The organism is Kitasatospora sp. NPDC088351 (assembly GCF_040685575.1).
In the GTDB taxonomy this organism is placed as follows: domain Bacteria; phylum Actinomycetota; class Actinomycetes; order Streptomycetales; family Streptomycetaceae; genus Kitasatospora.
In genome coordinates this window covers 1-15,910 of the sequence record NZ_JBFBIL010000095.1, presented here as the reverse complement: position 1 = coordinate 15,910, position 15,910 = coordinate 1, and the positions used below count along the sequence as shown (strand labels likewise).

The following is a 15,910-nucleotide window of genomic DNA, read 5'->3' as shown; positions in this document are numbered from 1 at the left end:
CGCCCGCACGCTGGCCTCGCCGGTCGTCACCGTCGCCGCTCTGAACGGGCACACCTTCGCCGCGTCCTGTCCCTCGCGCACGCTGCCGGGGCCGCCGACCGCCCCGACTCCGAGGGGGATCTCCCCGCCGCCACGGCCGTCATTTACGCTGGTCACGTGCTCATACTCGTTCGCCGCCGCCACGTGGACCTGCTCCGCGTCACGAGCATGTCCTGTCGACGCTCCGGCTGAACCTCGCGCCTCCCACCCTCAAGCGCGGCCCCACCCGGCCGCCTCCCCCTCCCGGCACCCGGGGCACCCGCCGCACCAGGCGTGGCCCCGGCGCCCCCGGTCGACCACCGGGACCGGCCGGGACGAGACCCAGCGGATGTCACCCATGACGCAGCAGCGCCCCTCCTCCAGCTCCTCCTCCGCCCCCGCGGACGACGCCCTCCCGGTGATCGACCTGTCGCTCGCCGACGGCGGTCCCGACGACCGGCTCCGGCTGCACGACGAGCTGCGGGCCGCGGCCACCGGCGTCGGCTTCTTCCAGCTCGTCGGCCACGGCGTGACCCCGGCCGAGACGGCCGCCCTCACCGACGCGATGCGGGCCTTCTTCGCGCTCCCGGAGGCCGACCGGCTCGCTGTGAGCAACCTGAACTCCCCGCACTTCCGCGGCTACACCCGCACCGGTGACGAGCGCACCGGCGGCAGCCGGGACTGGCGCGACCAGCTCGACATCGGCGCCGAGCTCCCCCCGCACGTACCGGGCCGGGGGGAGCCGCCCTACTGGTGGCTGGAGGGCCCGAACCAGTGGCCCGAGGCGCTCCCGGAGCTGCGCACCGCCGCCCTCGGCTGGATCGACCGCCTCGACGCGGTCGCCCGCCGGCTGCTGCACGAGCTCCTCGCCGCGATCGGCGCCCGCCCGGACTTCTACGACCAGGCCTTCGCCGGCCACCCGCACCTGCGGCTCAAGCTGGTCCGTTACCCCGGCACCGCCCCGGACGGCGCCGGCCAGGGCGTCGGCGCGCACAAGGACTACGGCTTCATCACCCTCCTCCTCCAGGACACCGTCGGCGGCCTCCAGGTGGAGCGCGCGGACGGCAGCTTCCTCGAAGTCCCGCCCATGGCGGGCGCCTTCGTGGTCAACCTCGGCGAGCTGCTGGAGGTGGCCACCGACGGCTACCTGAAGGCCACCAGCCACCGTGTGGTCAGCCCGCCCGGCGCCCGCGAGCGCTTCTCGGTCCCGTTCTTCTACAACCCCCGCCTCGACGCCCACATCGAGCTCCTCGACTTCCCGCTGGCCCACCACGCCCCCGGCGCCACCCAGGACCCGGACAACCCCCTCTACGCCGACTTCGGGCTCAACGAGCTGAAGGGCTACCTGCGCGCCCACCCCGAGGTCACCCGCCGCCACCACCCCGCCCTGGCCGACACCGCCGCACGCTGACCGGCCCGCGCCCTCCACCCGGGATTCGGGCTCAACGAGCTGAGGGGCTACCTGCGCGCCCACCCCGAAGTCAGCCGCCGCCGGCCCGCGCCCTCTACCGGCCGAGGGCGCGGGCCGGTTCCGCGTCTCCGGGGTCCACCCGGCCCGGTGGTGACGGGGGCAGGCAGTGGACCGGGGCTGAGCGACACTGTCACACTTCCGCTGTCACAGCAGTGGTGCGACAGAGGTGGAGGCGGCGGATGGGGGCGCGTGAGGTGGGGGTGCGGCTGACGGTGGACGAGTTGGCCGCGCGGGCCGGGGTGACGGTGCGGACGGTGCGGTTCTACGGGACGAAGGGGCTGTTGCCGCCGCCGGTGCTGGGGCCCCGGCGGGTGGGGCTGTACGGGGCGGAGCATCTGGACCGGCTGGGGCTGATCGGGGAGTTGCAGCGGCAGGGGCTGACGCTGGCGGCGATCGAGCGGTATCTGGCGCGGCTGCCGCAGGACAGCACGCCGCTGGATCTGGCGATCCACCGGGCGCTGGTGGCGTCGTGGACACCGGAGGCGGCCGAGGAGGCGGGCCGGGTCCAGCTGGAACGACGGGCCGGGCGGGGGCTGTCGGAGGAGCAACTGGACCGGCTGGTGGCGATGGGGGTGCTGGAGCGGACGGCGGACCCGGAGGTGTTCCGGGTGGATCCGGGGCTGCTGCCGCTGGGGGTGCGGGTCCTGGACGTGCCGATCCCGCTGGAGACGCTGCTGGCGGCACGGACGGTGGTGCTGGAGCACAGCCGGGCGACGGCGCACGAGTTGCAGCGGCTGTTCCGGGAGACGGTGTGGAAGCCGTACCGGGAGAGCGAGCCGGCGCCCGAGGAACTGGAGCGGATGAAGGAGTTGACCGACCACATCCAGCCGATGGTCGCGCAGGCACTGGTGACGGCGTTCCAGCGGTCGCTGCGGGAGGAGTTGGGCGAGGCCGCGCGCGACGGCGCGGGCTCGCCCGGCTGATCGGCGCCGGGCCGGTACTGGTCCCTACCGGCGGCGGTGACGATGGCCGGGTCGGGTGACGGCGGGTTACCGCGTTCGGCCTGCTACCGCGTTCGGCCTGTTACCGGGGTCGGTCGCACACGGTGCGCTCACGCCACAGGCCGGACGGCCTTGGCGGCCGATGCCGGACGGCTGTCAACGGGACGCGCCAAAGTGCCGGCCACGCATAAGGATTGACACTTTGTCACCAGGCGACCGCCACGTGTCCTTGCGGGGGTGCGCGGCGCCGTCCGACACTGACGGGATCGTCTCCTCACGGAATGGATCCGTCTCATGGCGCACCGTAAGGTCTACCTCGCGGTTGGCAGGAAGAACACCCGTGCTCAAGCGGAAGGTCTTCCTACCGGCCGAGGCCAGCAAGGCCGGCGGTTCGCGGAAGTCGTACTCGGCCACGTTCTTCGACTCCGTCGGCAACTTCTACGCCCTCGACTCCGCCGGCAACGTCAACCACCTCGACCTCACGGGCGCCACCATCCCCGACCGGGCCGAGCGGATCGGCCACGGAAAGATCCCCGTCGACGAGCTGGAGGTCATGAACGGGGCCGGGCGCATCACACCGATGCCCATCCCGCCCAGCTACGACGAGATCGTCGTGAAGAAGAAGTTCAACGGCTCGTGGGGCAGCAGGACCTACAGCTTCGAGCTGACCCTCACGGCCGTCGGCAGGACCAGCGGCAAGGGCCATGACGTGAGCAGGTTCCGGATCTCGTTCGACCTGCCGACGGTGCCCGGGACGAAGGTCGAGGCATCCGGCGTCGACGTCACCTACGCGGACGGCAAGGCCTACATCGACTCCCAGGCCGATCAGCTGCTGTCGGCGGGGACGTCACGGCCCATCGGCGTACAGATCACCGTCCCCGGCGACCCCGACAAGCTCCCGAAGGAGTACCCGCTCGACGGGCTGAAGGCCACCCGCCTGGCCTGACCCCCGCCCCGGGCCGCCGCGCTCTCCCGCGATCGCGGCGGCCCGCACCCTGTCCGGTCCGGGCGACGCCGGGTGCCGCAGTCGGAGCACTCGGCGGCCTCGGGCGGGGCCCCGGTGCACGGCTCCCGGGCGGAGCCTCGGCACGGACGGCGGCGGGCCGAACCGGGTGCCAGGACCGACCGCCGCTCCGCGCAGAGGACTTCGGCAACTTCTTCGCCAAGCACAGCGGCACGGACGATGTCTACCAGGACCTGTTCTCGCTCCTCCACCTCACCCACAAGTCGAACGGGAATATCACCCTGGTGAGCCAGTGGAGCAACGAAGACCCCAAGCTCCTGGAGGCTTTCGTCGACGAAATCGAGAAGGGTGGGCCGGGTCTCCTCGACGGGCCGACCGGCCGGTCGGTCCCGGAGTCGGGCCGGCCGGTCGGCGGAGCAGCCGGGGAGGCCCCAGGCTCTCAACGCCGGGGAGGAGACGCCCGGTCAGGAGCGGCCGAGGGTGAGGGTGTAGAACTGCGCCCCGGCGGGGGCCGTGGTGACGCCGTAGTCGTAGCTGGTCGACCGGATGGTGAGGCCTGCGGCTTCGGCGTGGGCGAGGAGGTCGGGCTCGCGGTAGGGACGGATCCGGTCGCAGGTGGTGAACTCCTCGCGCAGGCGGCCGCTGTCGTCGTGGAGGCGGTAGCGGCGCTCGATCCGGTGGCACCCGTCGTCGAGCACGGTGATTCTCTTGTCCCGGGCGAGGAGGCCGTGGGCGTACGGACGCCGGTAGTCCGGACGGAACTCCTCGTGGTGCCGGACGGCCTTCGGGACGAAGCCGTCGAGGACGAGGACGCCATCGGGTTCGAGAAGGCCGCGGGCGGCGGCCAGGAAGTGGTGCAGTTCGCCCGGCGCCGTGAGGTAGGTGACGAGCGAGTACGGCGCCAGGACGGTGGTGAACGGCCCGCGCAGAGCAAGGCGCTGGAGGCTCATCCGGGCCACCCGGGGAGTCAGGTCCAGCACGGCCGCGTTCCGGCGCAGGCGGCGCAGCATCGGCAGGGACAGGTCGATGCCGATGGCGTCCGCGCCGTCCCGCAGGAGCGGGAGCAGGATGCGCCCGGTGCCGCAGCCGAGTTCGAGGGTGCGGCCACCGCGTCGCCGACAGAGGTCCCGGTACCAGCCGATGTCGTCGTGGGGCATGCTGTGCCCCATGTCCTCGGCGTAGATGTCGGCGATCAGGTCGTAGGACCAGGTGTCCGGCTGGGCGTTCACGGCGGTGTCGCTTCCTGCTGGGAGGGGTCAGACGAGGTCGCCCGGCGTGACCCGCAGCGGCAGTCCGGCGGTGCGGGCCTGGTGCCAGGAGAGTGCCTGCTCGGCGAACATGGCGCTCCAGACGTTGAGCTGGAGCGGCCGGGCGGCCGGGTCGAAGGGGATGGCGCCGTCGGCGCGGACCCTGGCGGCGAGTGCGGCGGCCGTCCGGTCGAGGCCGGGTTCGTCGCGGTGCAGGAGCAGGCCGAGGCGCAGGGCCTGGGCCATGACGTCGCTGCGTCGGACGGTGGGCGTGTCGAGTGATTCGGGCAGCGTGCCGGCCGGGTCGCACTGTCCGAGGAGCTCCGCGAGGACGGCGGTGGCTGCGGCGTGGTCGGCACCGGGTGAGGTGAGGTGGCCTTCCAGGAAGTACAGGGTGGGGTGCAGCGGGTGGTCGAAGGCCCGGGCGGGGTCCGGGCGGTGGCGGGTCAGGTGACGGGCACAGGCCTGGGCGAGGGCCGGTGGCAGCGGTACGACGGCCGCGGCGGCGAGGACGCGGGCGGCGGCCTTGGCGAGGAAGGGGCCGCTGCGGGTGGACCAGCGGGGTGCGGGCGGGGCCGCTCCGGGCTCGGGGCGGAACGGGCGGAGCGTTCCGTCGTGGTCCACGAAGTCGACGAGTGCTGTCAGCAGTGCCCGCAGGGCCCGCTCGGGCGGGTTCAGCAGCCCGGCGCGGGTGGCCGCGGTGAGGCCGCCGACGAGCATGGCGAGGTCGAAGAAGAACTGGGCGTCGTTGCGCCAGTCCTTCTCCGCCGCGCCGTGGAGGTGGATGCGGGTCGGCGGCAGCGGGCCGGTGGTGCAGCGGCGTTCGACCCACTCGGCGGCGGCGCGTGCCGCGGGTTCGCGCCGCGGGTCGGCCGGCAGGTGCGGGGAGGCGAGCCAGTGCAGGTAGTAGCCGGTGATCTCGCCGTAGACGTAGGCGGCGCGGCCGTCGGGTGCGAGTGCGCCGGCGACCGCCCCGTGCTCGCTGCCGTGCCGCTGCTGGGCCGGTCCGTCGAGAAGCCATTCGCGCAGGGCGCTGGCGGCGTCGGTCATGCGGTGGCCTCCCGGGCGGGGTTCGGCTGTCCCGGGCCGGACGTCCTCGGCCGGCTGCGGATGAAATGGGCGAGCCGCCGGGCGATCCGCTCTCCGGCCCGGCCGTCCCCGAACGGGGCGGTGCGGTCGAATGCCTGGGCCCTGGGCCTCGGTGCGGCGAGCAACTCGTGCGCGGCGTCGAGGACCAGCTGCGGGTCGGCCGCGACCAGCCGGGTGGTGCCGGTGGTGAGGGCCTCCGGGCGCTCGGTGTTCTCGCGGGCCACGAGCACGGGGACACCCAGGTACGGCGCCTCCTCCTGGATCCCGCCCGAGTCGGTGACCACGAGGGCGGCACGGGCCAGCGCGTGGACGAAGACCGGGTAGGGCAGCGGGTCGGTCAGCGTGATGCGGGGGTGACCGGCGAACCGGCGCTGCAGGCGCGCCCGGACCGCGGGGTTGGGATGCTGGGGGCAGAGCACGTGCAAGTCCGGCCGGGAGCGCAGAAGTTCGAGGACCGCCAGGCAGAGCGGGTCGAGGCGTCGACCGACGTTCTCGCGGCGGTGGAAGGTCACCACGACCAGCGGGGCGCGGGGCGGTACGAGTTCCCGCAGGGCGTGGGGGGCCGGGCGGCCGAGCGTCTCGCGCAGGACGTCGATGATGGTGTTGCCGACGGTCTCGACGCACCTGCCGGTGATGCCTTCACGGCGGAGGTTGGCGGTGGCCTCGGTGGTGGGGGCGAAGTGCAGGTCGGCCAGGGAGCCGACGCGGCGGCGGAACAGTTCCTCCGGGAAGGGGCGTAGCGGGTGCGCCGTACGCAGCCCCGCCTCGACGTGTGAGAGCGGCACACCGGCCGCGCGCGCGGCGAGCGCCCCGGCGTAGGTGGTGGAGGTGTCGCCGTGGACGACCATCAGCCGGGGCGCCAGGCGCCGGATCGCCTCGTGCACGGCCTCGCGCAGGCCCCGTACGGTGGCGGCCAGCGAGCCGGAGCCGCGGGACGGGGCGAGGCCTTCGGTCGGGGCGAGGCCGAAGGGTGCGAGCGCGGCGGCCACCATGCCGGGGTGCTGGCCGCTGTCGACGAGGACCGTCTTCACACCCCGCTCCGGTAACGCGCGCAGCAGCGGGATCAGCTTGAGTGCCTCGGGTCTGGTCCCGGCGAGCAGCACGGCGGGCCCGTGCGGGGGCTGTGGGTCGGGCGAGTCGGAGGTCACGATGGTGTTCTCTTCCCTGGGCCGGATCGGCGTGAACGCGGAATCTCACATTCACTCAGATCTCGTCGGCCGGGCCGGCCTGGCGGCCGGATGCGGGCCGAGGCTTCCGTCGGATCGAGCACCGGAACCGCGCCGGAGCCGGACCAGGGCTGCACGAACCGTCGCGGAGCGGGGCGGTTGCGGGGCGGTTGCAGGACGGTCGCGGCTCAGGCCTGCCGAGCCGCGACCACTGACCACCCGTTGGATCAGCACACCCGACGGCCCGGCACCGGCTGGTCGGTGAAGGTCCGGCCCTCGGCGGCGATCCGTTCCAGCAGGGCGGGCGGTGCGAAGCGCTCGCCGTGGGCGGCGGCGAGTTCGCGGGCGCGGGCCGCGAAGCCGGCCGGGCCGCCCGGGTAGCCGTTGATGTACTGGAGGACGCCGCCCGTCCAGGCCGGGAAGCCGATGCCGAGGATGGAGCCGATGTTGGCGTCGGCGACCGAGGTGAGCACGCCCTCCTCCAGGCAGCGCACCGAGTCCAGGGCCTCGCTGAAGAGCAGCCGCTCCTTGAGGTCCTCGAACGGAACCCCGGAGGGATCTGAGGTGGGATCTGAGGTGGGCTCTGCGGCGCCCGGGCGGACGAAGTGCTCGCGCAGGCCGGGCCAGAGCCGCCCGCGCCGGCCGTCCTCGTCGTACTCGTAGAAGCCGGCGCCGCCGCTGCGGCCGGGGCGGCCGAACTCGTCGACCATCCGGTCCACCACGGCGTCCGCCGGGTGGGCCGTCCAGCTGCCGCCGGCCGCCTCGGCGGCGCGCCGGTACTCGTCGCGGATCCTGCGGGGCAGGGTCAGCGTCAGCTCGTCCACCAGCGAGAGCACCTTGGCGGGGTAGCCGGCCTGGGCGGCGGCCTGCTCGACGGTGGCCGGGTCGACGCCCTCGCCGACCATCGCCACGCCCTCGTTGATGAACTGGCCGATGACCCGGGAGGTGAAGAAGCCGCGCGAGTCGTTGACCACGATCGGGGTCCGGTCGATCTGCCGGACCAGGTCGAACGCGCGGGCCAGCGCCTCGTCACCGGTCTGCGGCCCGCGGACGATCTCCACCAGGCGCATCCTGTCGACCGGCGAGAAGAAGTGCAGGCCGATGAAGTCGGCGGTGCGCCCGACGCCTTCGGCGAGCAGGCCGATCGGGAGGGTGGAGGTGTTGGAGCAGAGCAGCGCGTCCGGTGCGACGACTCCCTCGATCTCCTGGAACACCTTCTGCTTCAGCTCGGGGTTCTCGAAGACGGCCTCGATCACGGCGTCACAGCCGGCCAGGTCGGCGGCGTCGGCGGTGGGGGTGATCCGGGCCAGCAGTTCGTCGCGCGCCGCCCCGGTGGAGCGTCCGCGCGCCACGGCCTTCTCCAACAGCCCTGCGGAGTAGGCCTTTCCGCGTTCGGCGGCCTCGACGGTGACGTCCTTGAGCAGCACCTCGATCCCGGCCCTGGCACAGGCGTACGCGATGCCCGCGCCCATCATTCCGGCGCCGAGCACCGCGACCCGCCGGACCTCGCGCCTGGGGATGTCCTTCGGGCGTCCGGCACCGGAGTTGACGGCCTGCTGGTCGAAGAAGAGCGCCTGGATCATGTTCGTGCTGGTCTGCCCGCAGGCCAGCTCGGTGAAGTAGCGGGCCTCGGTGACCATCGCGGTGTCGATGTCCACCTGGGCGCTCTCGACGGCCGCCGCGAGGATGTTGCGCGGCGCCGGGTACGGCGCGCCGGCCAGCCGCTTGCGCAGGCCGGCCGGGAAGGCGGGCAGCTGGGCGGCGAGCGCCGGGGTGGCGGGGGTGCCGCCGGGGATCCGGTACCCCTTGACGTCCCAGGGCTGGACGGCGGTCGGGTCGGCCTCGATCCAGGCGCGCGCCCGCGCGGTCAACTCCTCGGGGCTGGAGACGATTTCGTGGACCAGTCCGTGCTGGAGGGCTTGCGCGGGCCGGTACTGGCGGCCTTCGAGCAGCACCTTCAGCAGGGCGTCGGTGATGCCGAACAGCCGTACCGTCCGCACCACTCCGCCGCCGCCCGGGAGCAGGCCGAGGGTGACCTCCGGCAGGCCGATCCGGCTTGCCGGGGCGTCCAGGGCGATCCGGTGGTGGCAGGCGAGCGCGATCTCCAGGCCGCCGCCGAGCGCGCTGCCGTTGACCGCGGCGACCACCGGCTTGCCGAGGGTCTCCAGGCGGCGCAGGGCGCGCTTGATCCGCATCGACTTCTCGAAGACGGCGGCGGCGTCCCCCGGGCGGGCCGCGGAGAGCATCCGGAGGTCTCCCCCGGCGAAGAAGGTCTTCTTCGCCGAGGTGACGACGACACCGCGCAGTGCGTCGCCGAGGCCGGCGAGCCGCTCGACGGCGGCTTCGAGGTCGGCCGTGAAGGCCTCGTTCATGGTGTTGACGGACTGGGTGGGGTCGTCGAGGACGAGGGTGACCAGGCCGTCCTGGTCCTGCTCCCAGCGGATGGTGGTGGTGTCGCTCATGGGGGTTCGGGTCTCCAGGTGAGCCGGGAACGGAGGTCAGATTCGCTCGACGACGGTGGCGATGCCCATGCCCCCGCCGACGCAGAGGGTGGCCAGGCCGTAGCGCAGGTCGCGCCGTTCCAGCTCGTCGATCAGGGTGCCGAGGAGCATCGCACCGGTCGCGCCGAGCGGGTGGCCGAGGGCGATCGCGCCGCCGTTGACGTTCACCTGGTCGTGCCGGAAGCCGAGTTCGCGGATGAAGCGCAGCGCGACGGCGGCGAACGCCTCGTTGATCTCGACCAGGTCGATGTCGGCCGCGGTCAGCCCGGCCTTGGCGAGCGCCTTGCGGGTGGCCGGGGCGGGGCCGGTGAGCATGATGGTGGGCTCGGAGCCGGAGACGGCGGCGGAGACGATCCGGGCGCGCGGGCGCAGCCCGTACCGTTCGCCGATCTCGCGGTTGCCGATGGCGACCAGGGCGGCACCGTCCACGATGCCGGAGGAGTTGCCGGCGTGGTGGACGTGGTCGATGGCCTCCACCCAGTGGTACTTCTGCAGAGCGACGGCGTCGAAGCCGCCTGCCTCGCCGATGGTCGCGAAGGACGGCTTGAGGCCGGCCAGGGTCTCCACGGTGGTGCCGGGCCGGACGAACTCGTCGCGGTCCAGCACCACCAGGCCGTTGCGGTCGCGGACCGGGACGAGCGAGCGGTCGAAGAGGCCGTCGGCCTGGGCCTTGGCGGCGCGTGCCTGCGACTCGGCGGCGAAGGCGTCGACATCGGTGCGGGAGAAGCCCTCGATGGTGGCGATCAGGTCGGCGCTCACGCCCTGCGGGACGAAGCCGGTCGCGTAGTTGGTCATCGGGTCCATCGCCCAGGCGCCGCCGTCGGAGCCCATCGGGACCCGGGACATCGACTCGACGCCGCCCGCGAGGACGAGGTCCTCCCAGCCCGAACGGACCTTGGCGGCGGCCAGGTTGACGGCTTCCAGACCGGAGGCGCAGAAGCGGTTCTCCTGGACGCCGGCCACCGTGTCGGGCAGGCCGGCCGCGATGGCGGCGATCCGGGCGATGTCGGAGCCCTGGTCGCCGATCGGGCTGACCACGCCGAGCACGATGTCGTCCACCGCGGCCGGGTCCAGCCCGGGGAGCCGGCGGCGCAGTTCGTGGATCAGGCCGACGACGAGGTCGATCGGCTTGGTGCCGTGCAGTGAGCCGGTGGCCTTGCCCCGGCCGCGCGGGGTGCGGATCGCGTCGTAGACGTACGCTTCGGTGGTCACGGTGGAGTGCCTTTCAGGCTCGGGGGGCTGTCCGAGTTCGCGAGAGGTGGTCGGGGACTGTCAGGGGGCGGGACTGTCAGGGGGCGGGGGTGTCGGGGCAGGGCTCGGGGCGGGGCCCAGGGCGGGCACGTCCCAGTCGCGGGCGACCTCGGCGGTGTGGACCCCCGGCCGGGCGGGCGGGCGGCGCAGCGCGCCGGGGGTGACGGAGAACCGCGGGGCGGGGGCGGGCTGGGTGACGCCCTCCTCCTCGACGTAGGTGCCGCGGGCGGCCAGGTGCTCGTTCACCACCGCCTGACGTAGCGTCAGCACTGGTTCCACGCAGGCGTCGGACCCGGCGAAGACGGCCTCCCACTCGGCGCGGGTGCGGGTGGCGAAGCGGGCGGCGATCCGGGCGCGCAGTTCGGGCCGGCGGGCGGTGTCGTACTGGCCCGGCGCGTCCGGGCCCAGCTCCAGCAGACGGGCGAACTCGGCGTAGAACCGCGGTTCCAGCGCGCCGACGGCGAGATGGCCGCCGTCCGAGGCCCGGTACACCGAGTAGCAGGGCTCGCCCCCGTCCAGCAGGTTGGCACCCCGGCGGTCCTGCCAGCGGCCGGCGGCGAGCAGACCCCAGAGCATGCTGGTGAGGTGGGCGGCACCGTCCACCACGGCGGCGTCGACGACCTGGCCGGCGCCGGTCGCGCGGGCGTGGTGCAGGGCGGCGAGCAGGCCGACGACCAGGTAGAGCGAGCCGCCCGCGTAGTCGCCGAGCAGGTTGACGGGGATGGCGGGCGCTTCGTCCGGGGAGCCGATCAGGCCGAGGACGCCGGCGACCGCCGTGTACCCGATGTCGTGGCCGGCCGTGGCGGCGAGCGGCCCGTGCTGGCCCCAGCCCGTCATCCGGCCGTAGACCAGGGCGGGGTTGCGGGCGAGGCAGGCGTCCGGGCCGACGCCGAGGCGTTCGGCCACGCCCGGGCGGTAGCCCTCGATCAGCAGGTGGGCCCGGTCGACGAGGTCCAGCACCAGGCCCGGCCCCGCGGGGGACTTGAGGTCGATCAGCACCGAGCGCTTGTTGCGGTTGGTGATGTCGTACGCCGGGTCGGTGCCGAGCGGCGAGGGGTCGGGCCGGTCGACGCGGACCACGTCGGCGCCGAGGTCGGCCAGCAGCATCGCGGCGAAGGGGCCGGGACCGATGCCGGCGAGTTCGACCACCCGGACGCCGGCCAGTGGGCCGGGGCCGGTCACGTCGGGGCTGTCTGTGTCACTCACCTGCTACTGCCCCTTCAAGGGTTTGACAGTAAAGCTGTAACACTCGCGATGATAGGGAAGCGACCGGCGGGTAACAAGACCTTCACCCCTCGCCCGGGACCGTGCCGGACTCCTCCACGGAATCCCTGGCAAACCCCTGTTGCGGCCCCCGCAACCCGAGGCCCGGAGGGTGCGTCAGTACACCGACGGACGGCCCGGTACGGTCGTCTCTGCTGTGGGAGGGGTTCTGACCTCTCGTCGGAGGAGAAGGAAGCAGACGCACACATGGTTTACCCAGGGTTCACCACCGGGCCGGTCGCACCGGCCCCCGCCACACCGTCGCCCAGCACGTCACCACTCGCCCGGCCGGTCAGCACGTCGGCCGGCACGCCGAGCCCTTCGCCCGGCCCGGCCCCGTCCGCGCCCACCACCCAGCTGGACAGCCCGCACGAGCTCAACGCCTCGGCCGGCATAGCCCGCCAGATAGCGACCGACCTCGACAACGCCAACGGCAAGGCCGGCCACGGCGCGCACAGCCTCGGCGAGTACGCGAGCACCGCCGCCACCAAGATCCGCGGGTTCTCCTTCGGCGGCGCCCTCACCAGCGCCACCGAACGCTGGACGCAGCAGTGCAAGACGCTGCACGACAAGCTGACCGGCACCGCCGACAAGCTCGACGAGACCCAGCGCAACTACGCCGCCAACGAAGCCCGCACGGCCGGCCAGTTCGGCTCGTCGCACTGAGGGAGGGGACCTCACGGACATGGTGTCATTCAAGGAACTGCACGAAGCCGACTTCTCCGGCGTCACCGACGCCGCCGAGGCCTGGGCCGGGGTGGCCAAGGCCCTCGGCTCGCTCGAGGGCCGGGTCGGCAAGGAGCTCACCAGCACCCCCCAGCGGGCCGGCTGGAAGGGCGCGGCCGCCGACGACGCGGGCCGGACGCTCCAGGGCATCGACACGGACTTCAAGCAGGCCGCAGGCGTCGCCACGGCCCTCTCGGCGATCATCCGCGACGCGGCCGAGGACTTCGCCGCCGCGCGCAAGGACCTCGACAACGCGATCCACGACGCGGAGTCGCAGTCGATGAAGGTCACGCCCGACGGCGAGATCCACTGGCCCCCCATGCCCGGATCGCACAACGACCCCGACGCCGGCGAAGCGATCAAGCAGTACGACAAAGAGATGAAGGGCAAGGCCGAGGGGATATCCACCCGGCTGACCAAGGCCGTCGAGAAGGCCACCGCCGCCGACCAGCGGGCCACCACCGCCCTGCAGACCGACATCGGCACCAGCACCACGTCCTTCAACGCCCACCCGCTCGGGGGCGGCGACGCGGCCGACGCCGACCGGGCCAAACTGCTGCTCGCCAAGGCCGGCAGCCTCTCCGACGAGGAACTCAAGCGGCTGCAGGACCTGATGTCCGCCAACGCGGGCTCCAAGGAGTTCTCCACCACCCTGCTCAACGGCCTCAACGTGGGCGGCAAGACCGGCCCGGAGGCACTGCTGGAGTACTCCAAGGTCTACGGCGACCTCGCGCACGGCAACCACAACGCCAAGGGCTACGAGGACGTCTACGGCAGCCTCTCCCAGGTCCTCGCCACCGCCACCAAGGACGGCGGCATGGGCAAGGAGTGGGAGGACAAGCTGCTCAAGGCCGCCCGCAAGCCCGGCGGTTCGGCGGCCGGGTACAACGACAACTACCCGGCGCTGACCGAACTGATGGGCGCCCGTGGAGACTTCGACAAGGCGTTCCTGACCAAGGTCAGCAACGACCTGGTGGACTTCGAGCGCCACAGCAAGCTCAAGGGGGAGGAACTCTGGGGCCCCGACTACACCTCGATCACGGGCAAGCAGGGCGACCCGATGGGCGACCTGATGCGGGTGATGAGCCGCAACCCGGAGGCATCCAAGGAGTTCCTCGACCCTGGCAGCAACAAGAACCTCGACTACCTGCTCAAGGACCGCAAGTGGCCCAACCAGGGCTACGAACAGAACCAGATCGACGCCCTCGCCCGGCAGTCGTCGCGCGGCGCCTTCGGCGACGCCCTGGAGGCCGCCACCACCGGCCGCGACCCGCACGGCAACCAGCCGCCGGTCCGCCCGCACGACAAGGCGATGGCGCAGATCATGAGCGAGACGATCGCGGCCTTCGGTGGTGACAAGGCCGGCGCAGAGAACAACCTGCCCGCCGGCCTGCGCAGGCCTCTGGCCAACATGATCGCCGACTACGCCCCGGACACGCACGAGATTCTCGGCAAGGAACTCCAGGGCCCGTCGAAGCCCGACGGACTCTCGTTCAGCCGTGAGCAACTGCTCCGTGTCCTCCGTGGTGCCATGGAGGACCCTAGTACCTATGCGATCGTCCACCAGGCGGAAACCCAGGAGATTGCGCGCCGGATGGCCGCTTTCGGACCCGAGGTGTTCACGCCCGAGGCAGGTGGTCCGAACCGGAAGTTCGCCAGCCTCATCCATGACTCCAGCTCAGCGCTCGGAGGCCTTGACGCGATCTATGCCGATGCCGTCATCGATCACAGCGAGGACGCCAAGTCCGAGAACAACTGGAAAGCGAAAATGAGCTACCACATAGCCGGCACCCCGGCGAATATGCTTCCCCAACCACTCGGGGATATCGCCCAGCGCCTGGTCGACGTTGGCACCTCCAAGTGGGCCGAGAATGCCAACCTCACGATCGACACCCAAGTCCAGGACAATCTGAGCTCCCATTTCTCCGCCGGTAAGGAGCAGTTGCAAGCCATGATTTCCAGCAAAGCTGGTGAAGCGGGGATCTTCGGAGATGCGCTGGACGAGGACGGCAGCATTTCGAAGCAACTGCTGGATGACACGAAGGTTTTCTACAACGTCTCGATCGACCAGGCCTACCGGTCCGCCCTCGGAAAGGGATGACAGACATGACACCCCAGCAGGGCGAGGCCTCCCCCGATCAGTCGGACGGCGCGTTGCACCGGCTCGACGAGGCTCTCAGCCGACGCGGTTTCACCACCCGGTGGCTGCGCGTGCGGGCGGCGGCCGTGCTCGTGGCGATCACGGCCGGCGTCTCGGGAACACTGCTGTACAACCTGACCAACGTGCTCGGGCCCGATACGGTCTGCGGCGGCTCGGTCAGCGCGGACGCGGTGCACGCCGCGCTCGGGTCCGGCCGGGTGAGTGAGGACTCGTACCAGCAGAATCTGGCGACCGTGTACAACCGAGGCGACTGGTGCGATGTCACCGTCAGCTCCGGTGTGTTCGGAGGCAGCCACCGGTCCGCTTCCCTGAGCGTCCGGCTGGACAACGACCACGCGATCGCCGTCGCCGACGCGAATGACAGGCTGTTCGCGGGCGCCGCCAACGGTGGCTCGACCGGCGGCGCGAACTCCTCCTCGGCCTGGGCGCTGCTTCCGGAAGGCTGCAGCAAGGGACTGCGGGTCGAGGTGTCCACGGCCCACAAGGGCCCGAACGACGACGGCGCCCCGGGCCTGGCCCGGCTTGCGGTGAACGCCGCGAACGGTGCCGCTGCCAAGAACCACTGCGGGCAAGGGACACTCCCCGCGCCGAAGAACCTGTCAGCGGCCGGCGTCTGGCAGCCCGCAGACGCCACCGCGCTGTGCGGCCTGTCGGGCCTGACCGTTCCCAAGGGTGAGGCAGCCCTGCGCGGTTACGAGCAGCAGGTGACGACGGTGTTCGACCCGGTGTGGTCCTGCAAGATCGGCGGCGGGAAGGACCGCGGCTCGGTACTGTCCTTCGCCATCGCGACCGATTCCCGTGCCAGCGGCCGCTCCCCCGACAACGCTCGCGGCACCGCGTACGGCCGGGCACGTTGGACAGGCTATGACGAGGTGGTCGCGGACTGCCAGGGCAAGCCGGTCTACTTCCAGATCGATCTGCAGAACCTGCCGTTGGTCGAAAGATTCTTCTTCCCCGACCGCGCCGATCTGTGGAAGCAGTTCCTCACCGCCGGCGGCAAGGCGATCGGCTGCGAACCGATCATCCCGTAAACGGAAACGGATCCACGGGCCCGCCCGGGCGCGACCCCCCCGGCGGGCCCCCCCACCGCACACCAGAAAGGGATAGAGTCG

The 15,910-nt window shown here is 72.3% G+C and carries 12 protein-coding genes; 6 read left to right on the top strand and 6 right to left on the bottom strand.

The features are described from left to right. Window positions 1-376 precede the first annotated feature (376 nt). From AB0P06_RS35485 to AB0P06_RS35475, 3 genes are all read left to right on the top strand, one after another. Window positions 377-1,429 carry a 2-oxoglutarate and iron-dependent oxygenase domain-containing protein gene (locus tag AB0P06_RS35485; RefSeq protein ID WP_363614883.1) on the top strand — a complete coding sequence of 351 codons (1,053 nt, stop codon included), beginning with the start codon at window positions 377-379 and terminating at the stop codon, window positions 1,427-1,429. A 239-nt stretch (window positions 1,430-1,668) separates the two neighbouring features. Further along, on the top strand, window positions 1,669-2,412 hold the full coding sequence (locus AB0P06_RS35480) for a MerR family transcriptional regulator (RefSeq protein WP_363614881.1): 744 nt from the start codon (window positions 1,669-1,671) through the stop codon (window positions 2,410-2,412). 358 nt (window positions 2,413-2,770) lie between these two features. Then, on the top strand, window positions 2,771-3,376 hold the full coding sequence (locus tag AB0P06_RS35475; protein ID WP_363614879.1) for a hypothetical protein: 606 nt from the start codon (window positions 2,771-2,773) through the stop codon (window positions 3,374-3,376). A 482-nt stretch (window positions 3,377-3,858) separates the two neighbouring features. Here AB0P06_RS35475 and AB0P06_RS35470 read toward each other — a convergent pair whose 3' ends face one another. The 6 genes from AB0P06_RS35470 to AB0P06_RS35445 all read right to left on the bottom strand — a co-directional run bounded on the left by AB0P06_RS35470 (window position 3,859) and on the right by AB0P06_RS35445 (window position 11,854). Continuing rightward, entirely contained in the window at window positions 3,859-4,623 is a 765-nt protein-coding gene (locus AB0P06_RS35470; RefSeq protein ID WP_363614877.1) for a methyltransferase domain-containing protein, read from the bottom strand. A 27-nt stretch (window positions 4,624-4,650) separates the two neighbouring features. Further along, window positions 4,651-5,691, bottom strand: a complete 1,041-nt coding sequence (locus tag AB0P06_RS35465; protein WP_363614875.1) for a hypothetical protein — start codon at window positions 5,689-5,691, stop codon at window positions 4,651-4,653. Continuing rightward, window positions 5,688-6,878: a UDP-N-acetylglucosamine 2-epimerase (non-hydrolyzing) gene (gene wecB, locus AB0P06_RS35460; protein WP_363614873.1), complete on the bottom strand. Its 1,191-nt coding sequence runs from the start codon at window positions 6,876-6,878 to the stop codon at window positions 5,688-5,690. The genes AB0P06_RS35465 and wecB overlap by 4 nt, the downstream gene beginning before the upstream one ends. Window positions 6,879-7,123: 245 nt before the next feature. After that, a complete protein-coding gene (locus AB0P06_RS35455) occupies window positions 7,124-9,358 on the bottom strand; it encodes a 3-hydroxyacyl-CoA dehydrogenase NAD-binding domain-containing protein (protein WP_363614871.1) in 2,235 nt (744 codons plus the stop codon). Window positions 9,359-9,394: 36 nt separating this feature from the next. Next, the gene (locus AB0P06_RS35450; protein ID WP_363614869.1) at window positions 9,395-10,609 is read right to left on the bottom strand and encodes an acetyl-CoA C-acetyltransferase; all 1,215 of its coding nucleotides are present in this window, start codon (window positions 10,607-10,609) and stop codon (window positions 9,395-9,397) included. Between the two features lie 60 nt (window positions 10,610-10,669). Continuing rightward, window positions 10,670-11,854, bottom strand: coding sequence for a CaiB/BaiF CoA-transferase family protein (locus AB0P06_RS35445; protein ID WP_363614867.1), 1,185 nt, complete (start codon window positions 11,852-11,854; stop codon window positions 10,670-10,672). A gap of 264 nt (window positions 11,855-12,118) precedes the next feature. Here AB0P06_RS35445 and AB0P06_RS35440 point away from each other — a divergent pair, with 264 nt between their 5' ends. From AB0P06_RS35440 to AB0P06_RS35430, 3 genes are read left to right on the top strand one after another with little or no spacing between them, the layout of a single operon-like run. Continuing rightward, entirely contained in the window at window positions 12,119-12,577 is a 459-nt protein-coding gene (locus AB0P06_RS35440; protein ID WP_363614865.1) for a hypothetical protein, read from the top strand. A gap of 19 nt (window positions 12,578-12,596) precedes the next feature. Continuing rightward, window positions 12,597-14,738, top strand: coding sequence for a hypothetical protein (locus tag AB0P06_RS35435; RefSeq protein ID WP_363614863.1), 2,142 nt, complete (start codon window positions 12,597-12,599; stop codon window positions 14,736-14,738). Window positions 14,739-14,791: 53 nt separating this feature from the next. Then, entirely contained in the window at window positions 14,792-15,829 is a 1,038-nt protein-coding gene (locus AB0P06_RS35430; protein ID WP_363614861.1) for a hypothetical protein, read from the top strand. Window positions 15,830-15,910: the final 81 nt, after the last annotated feature.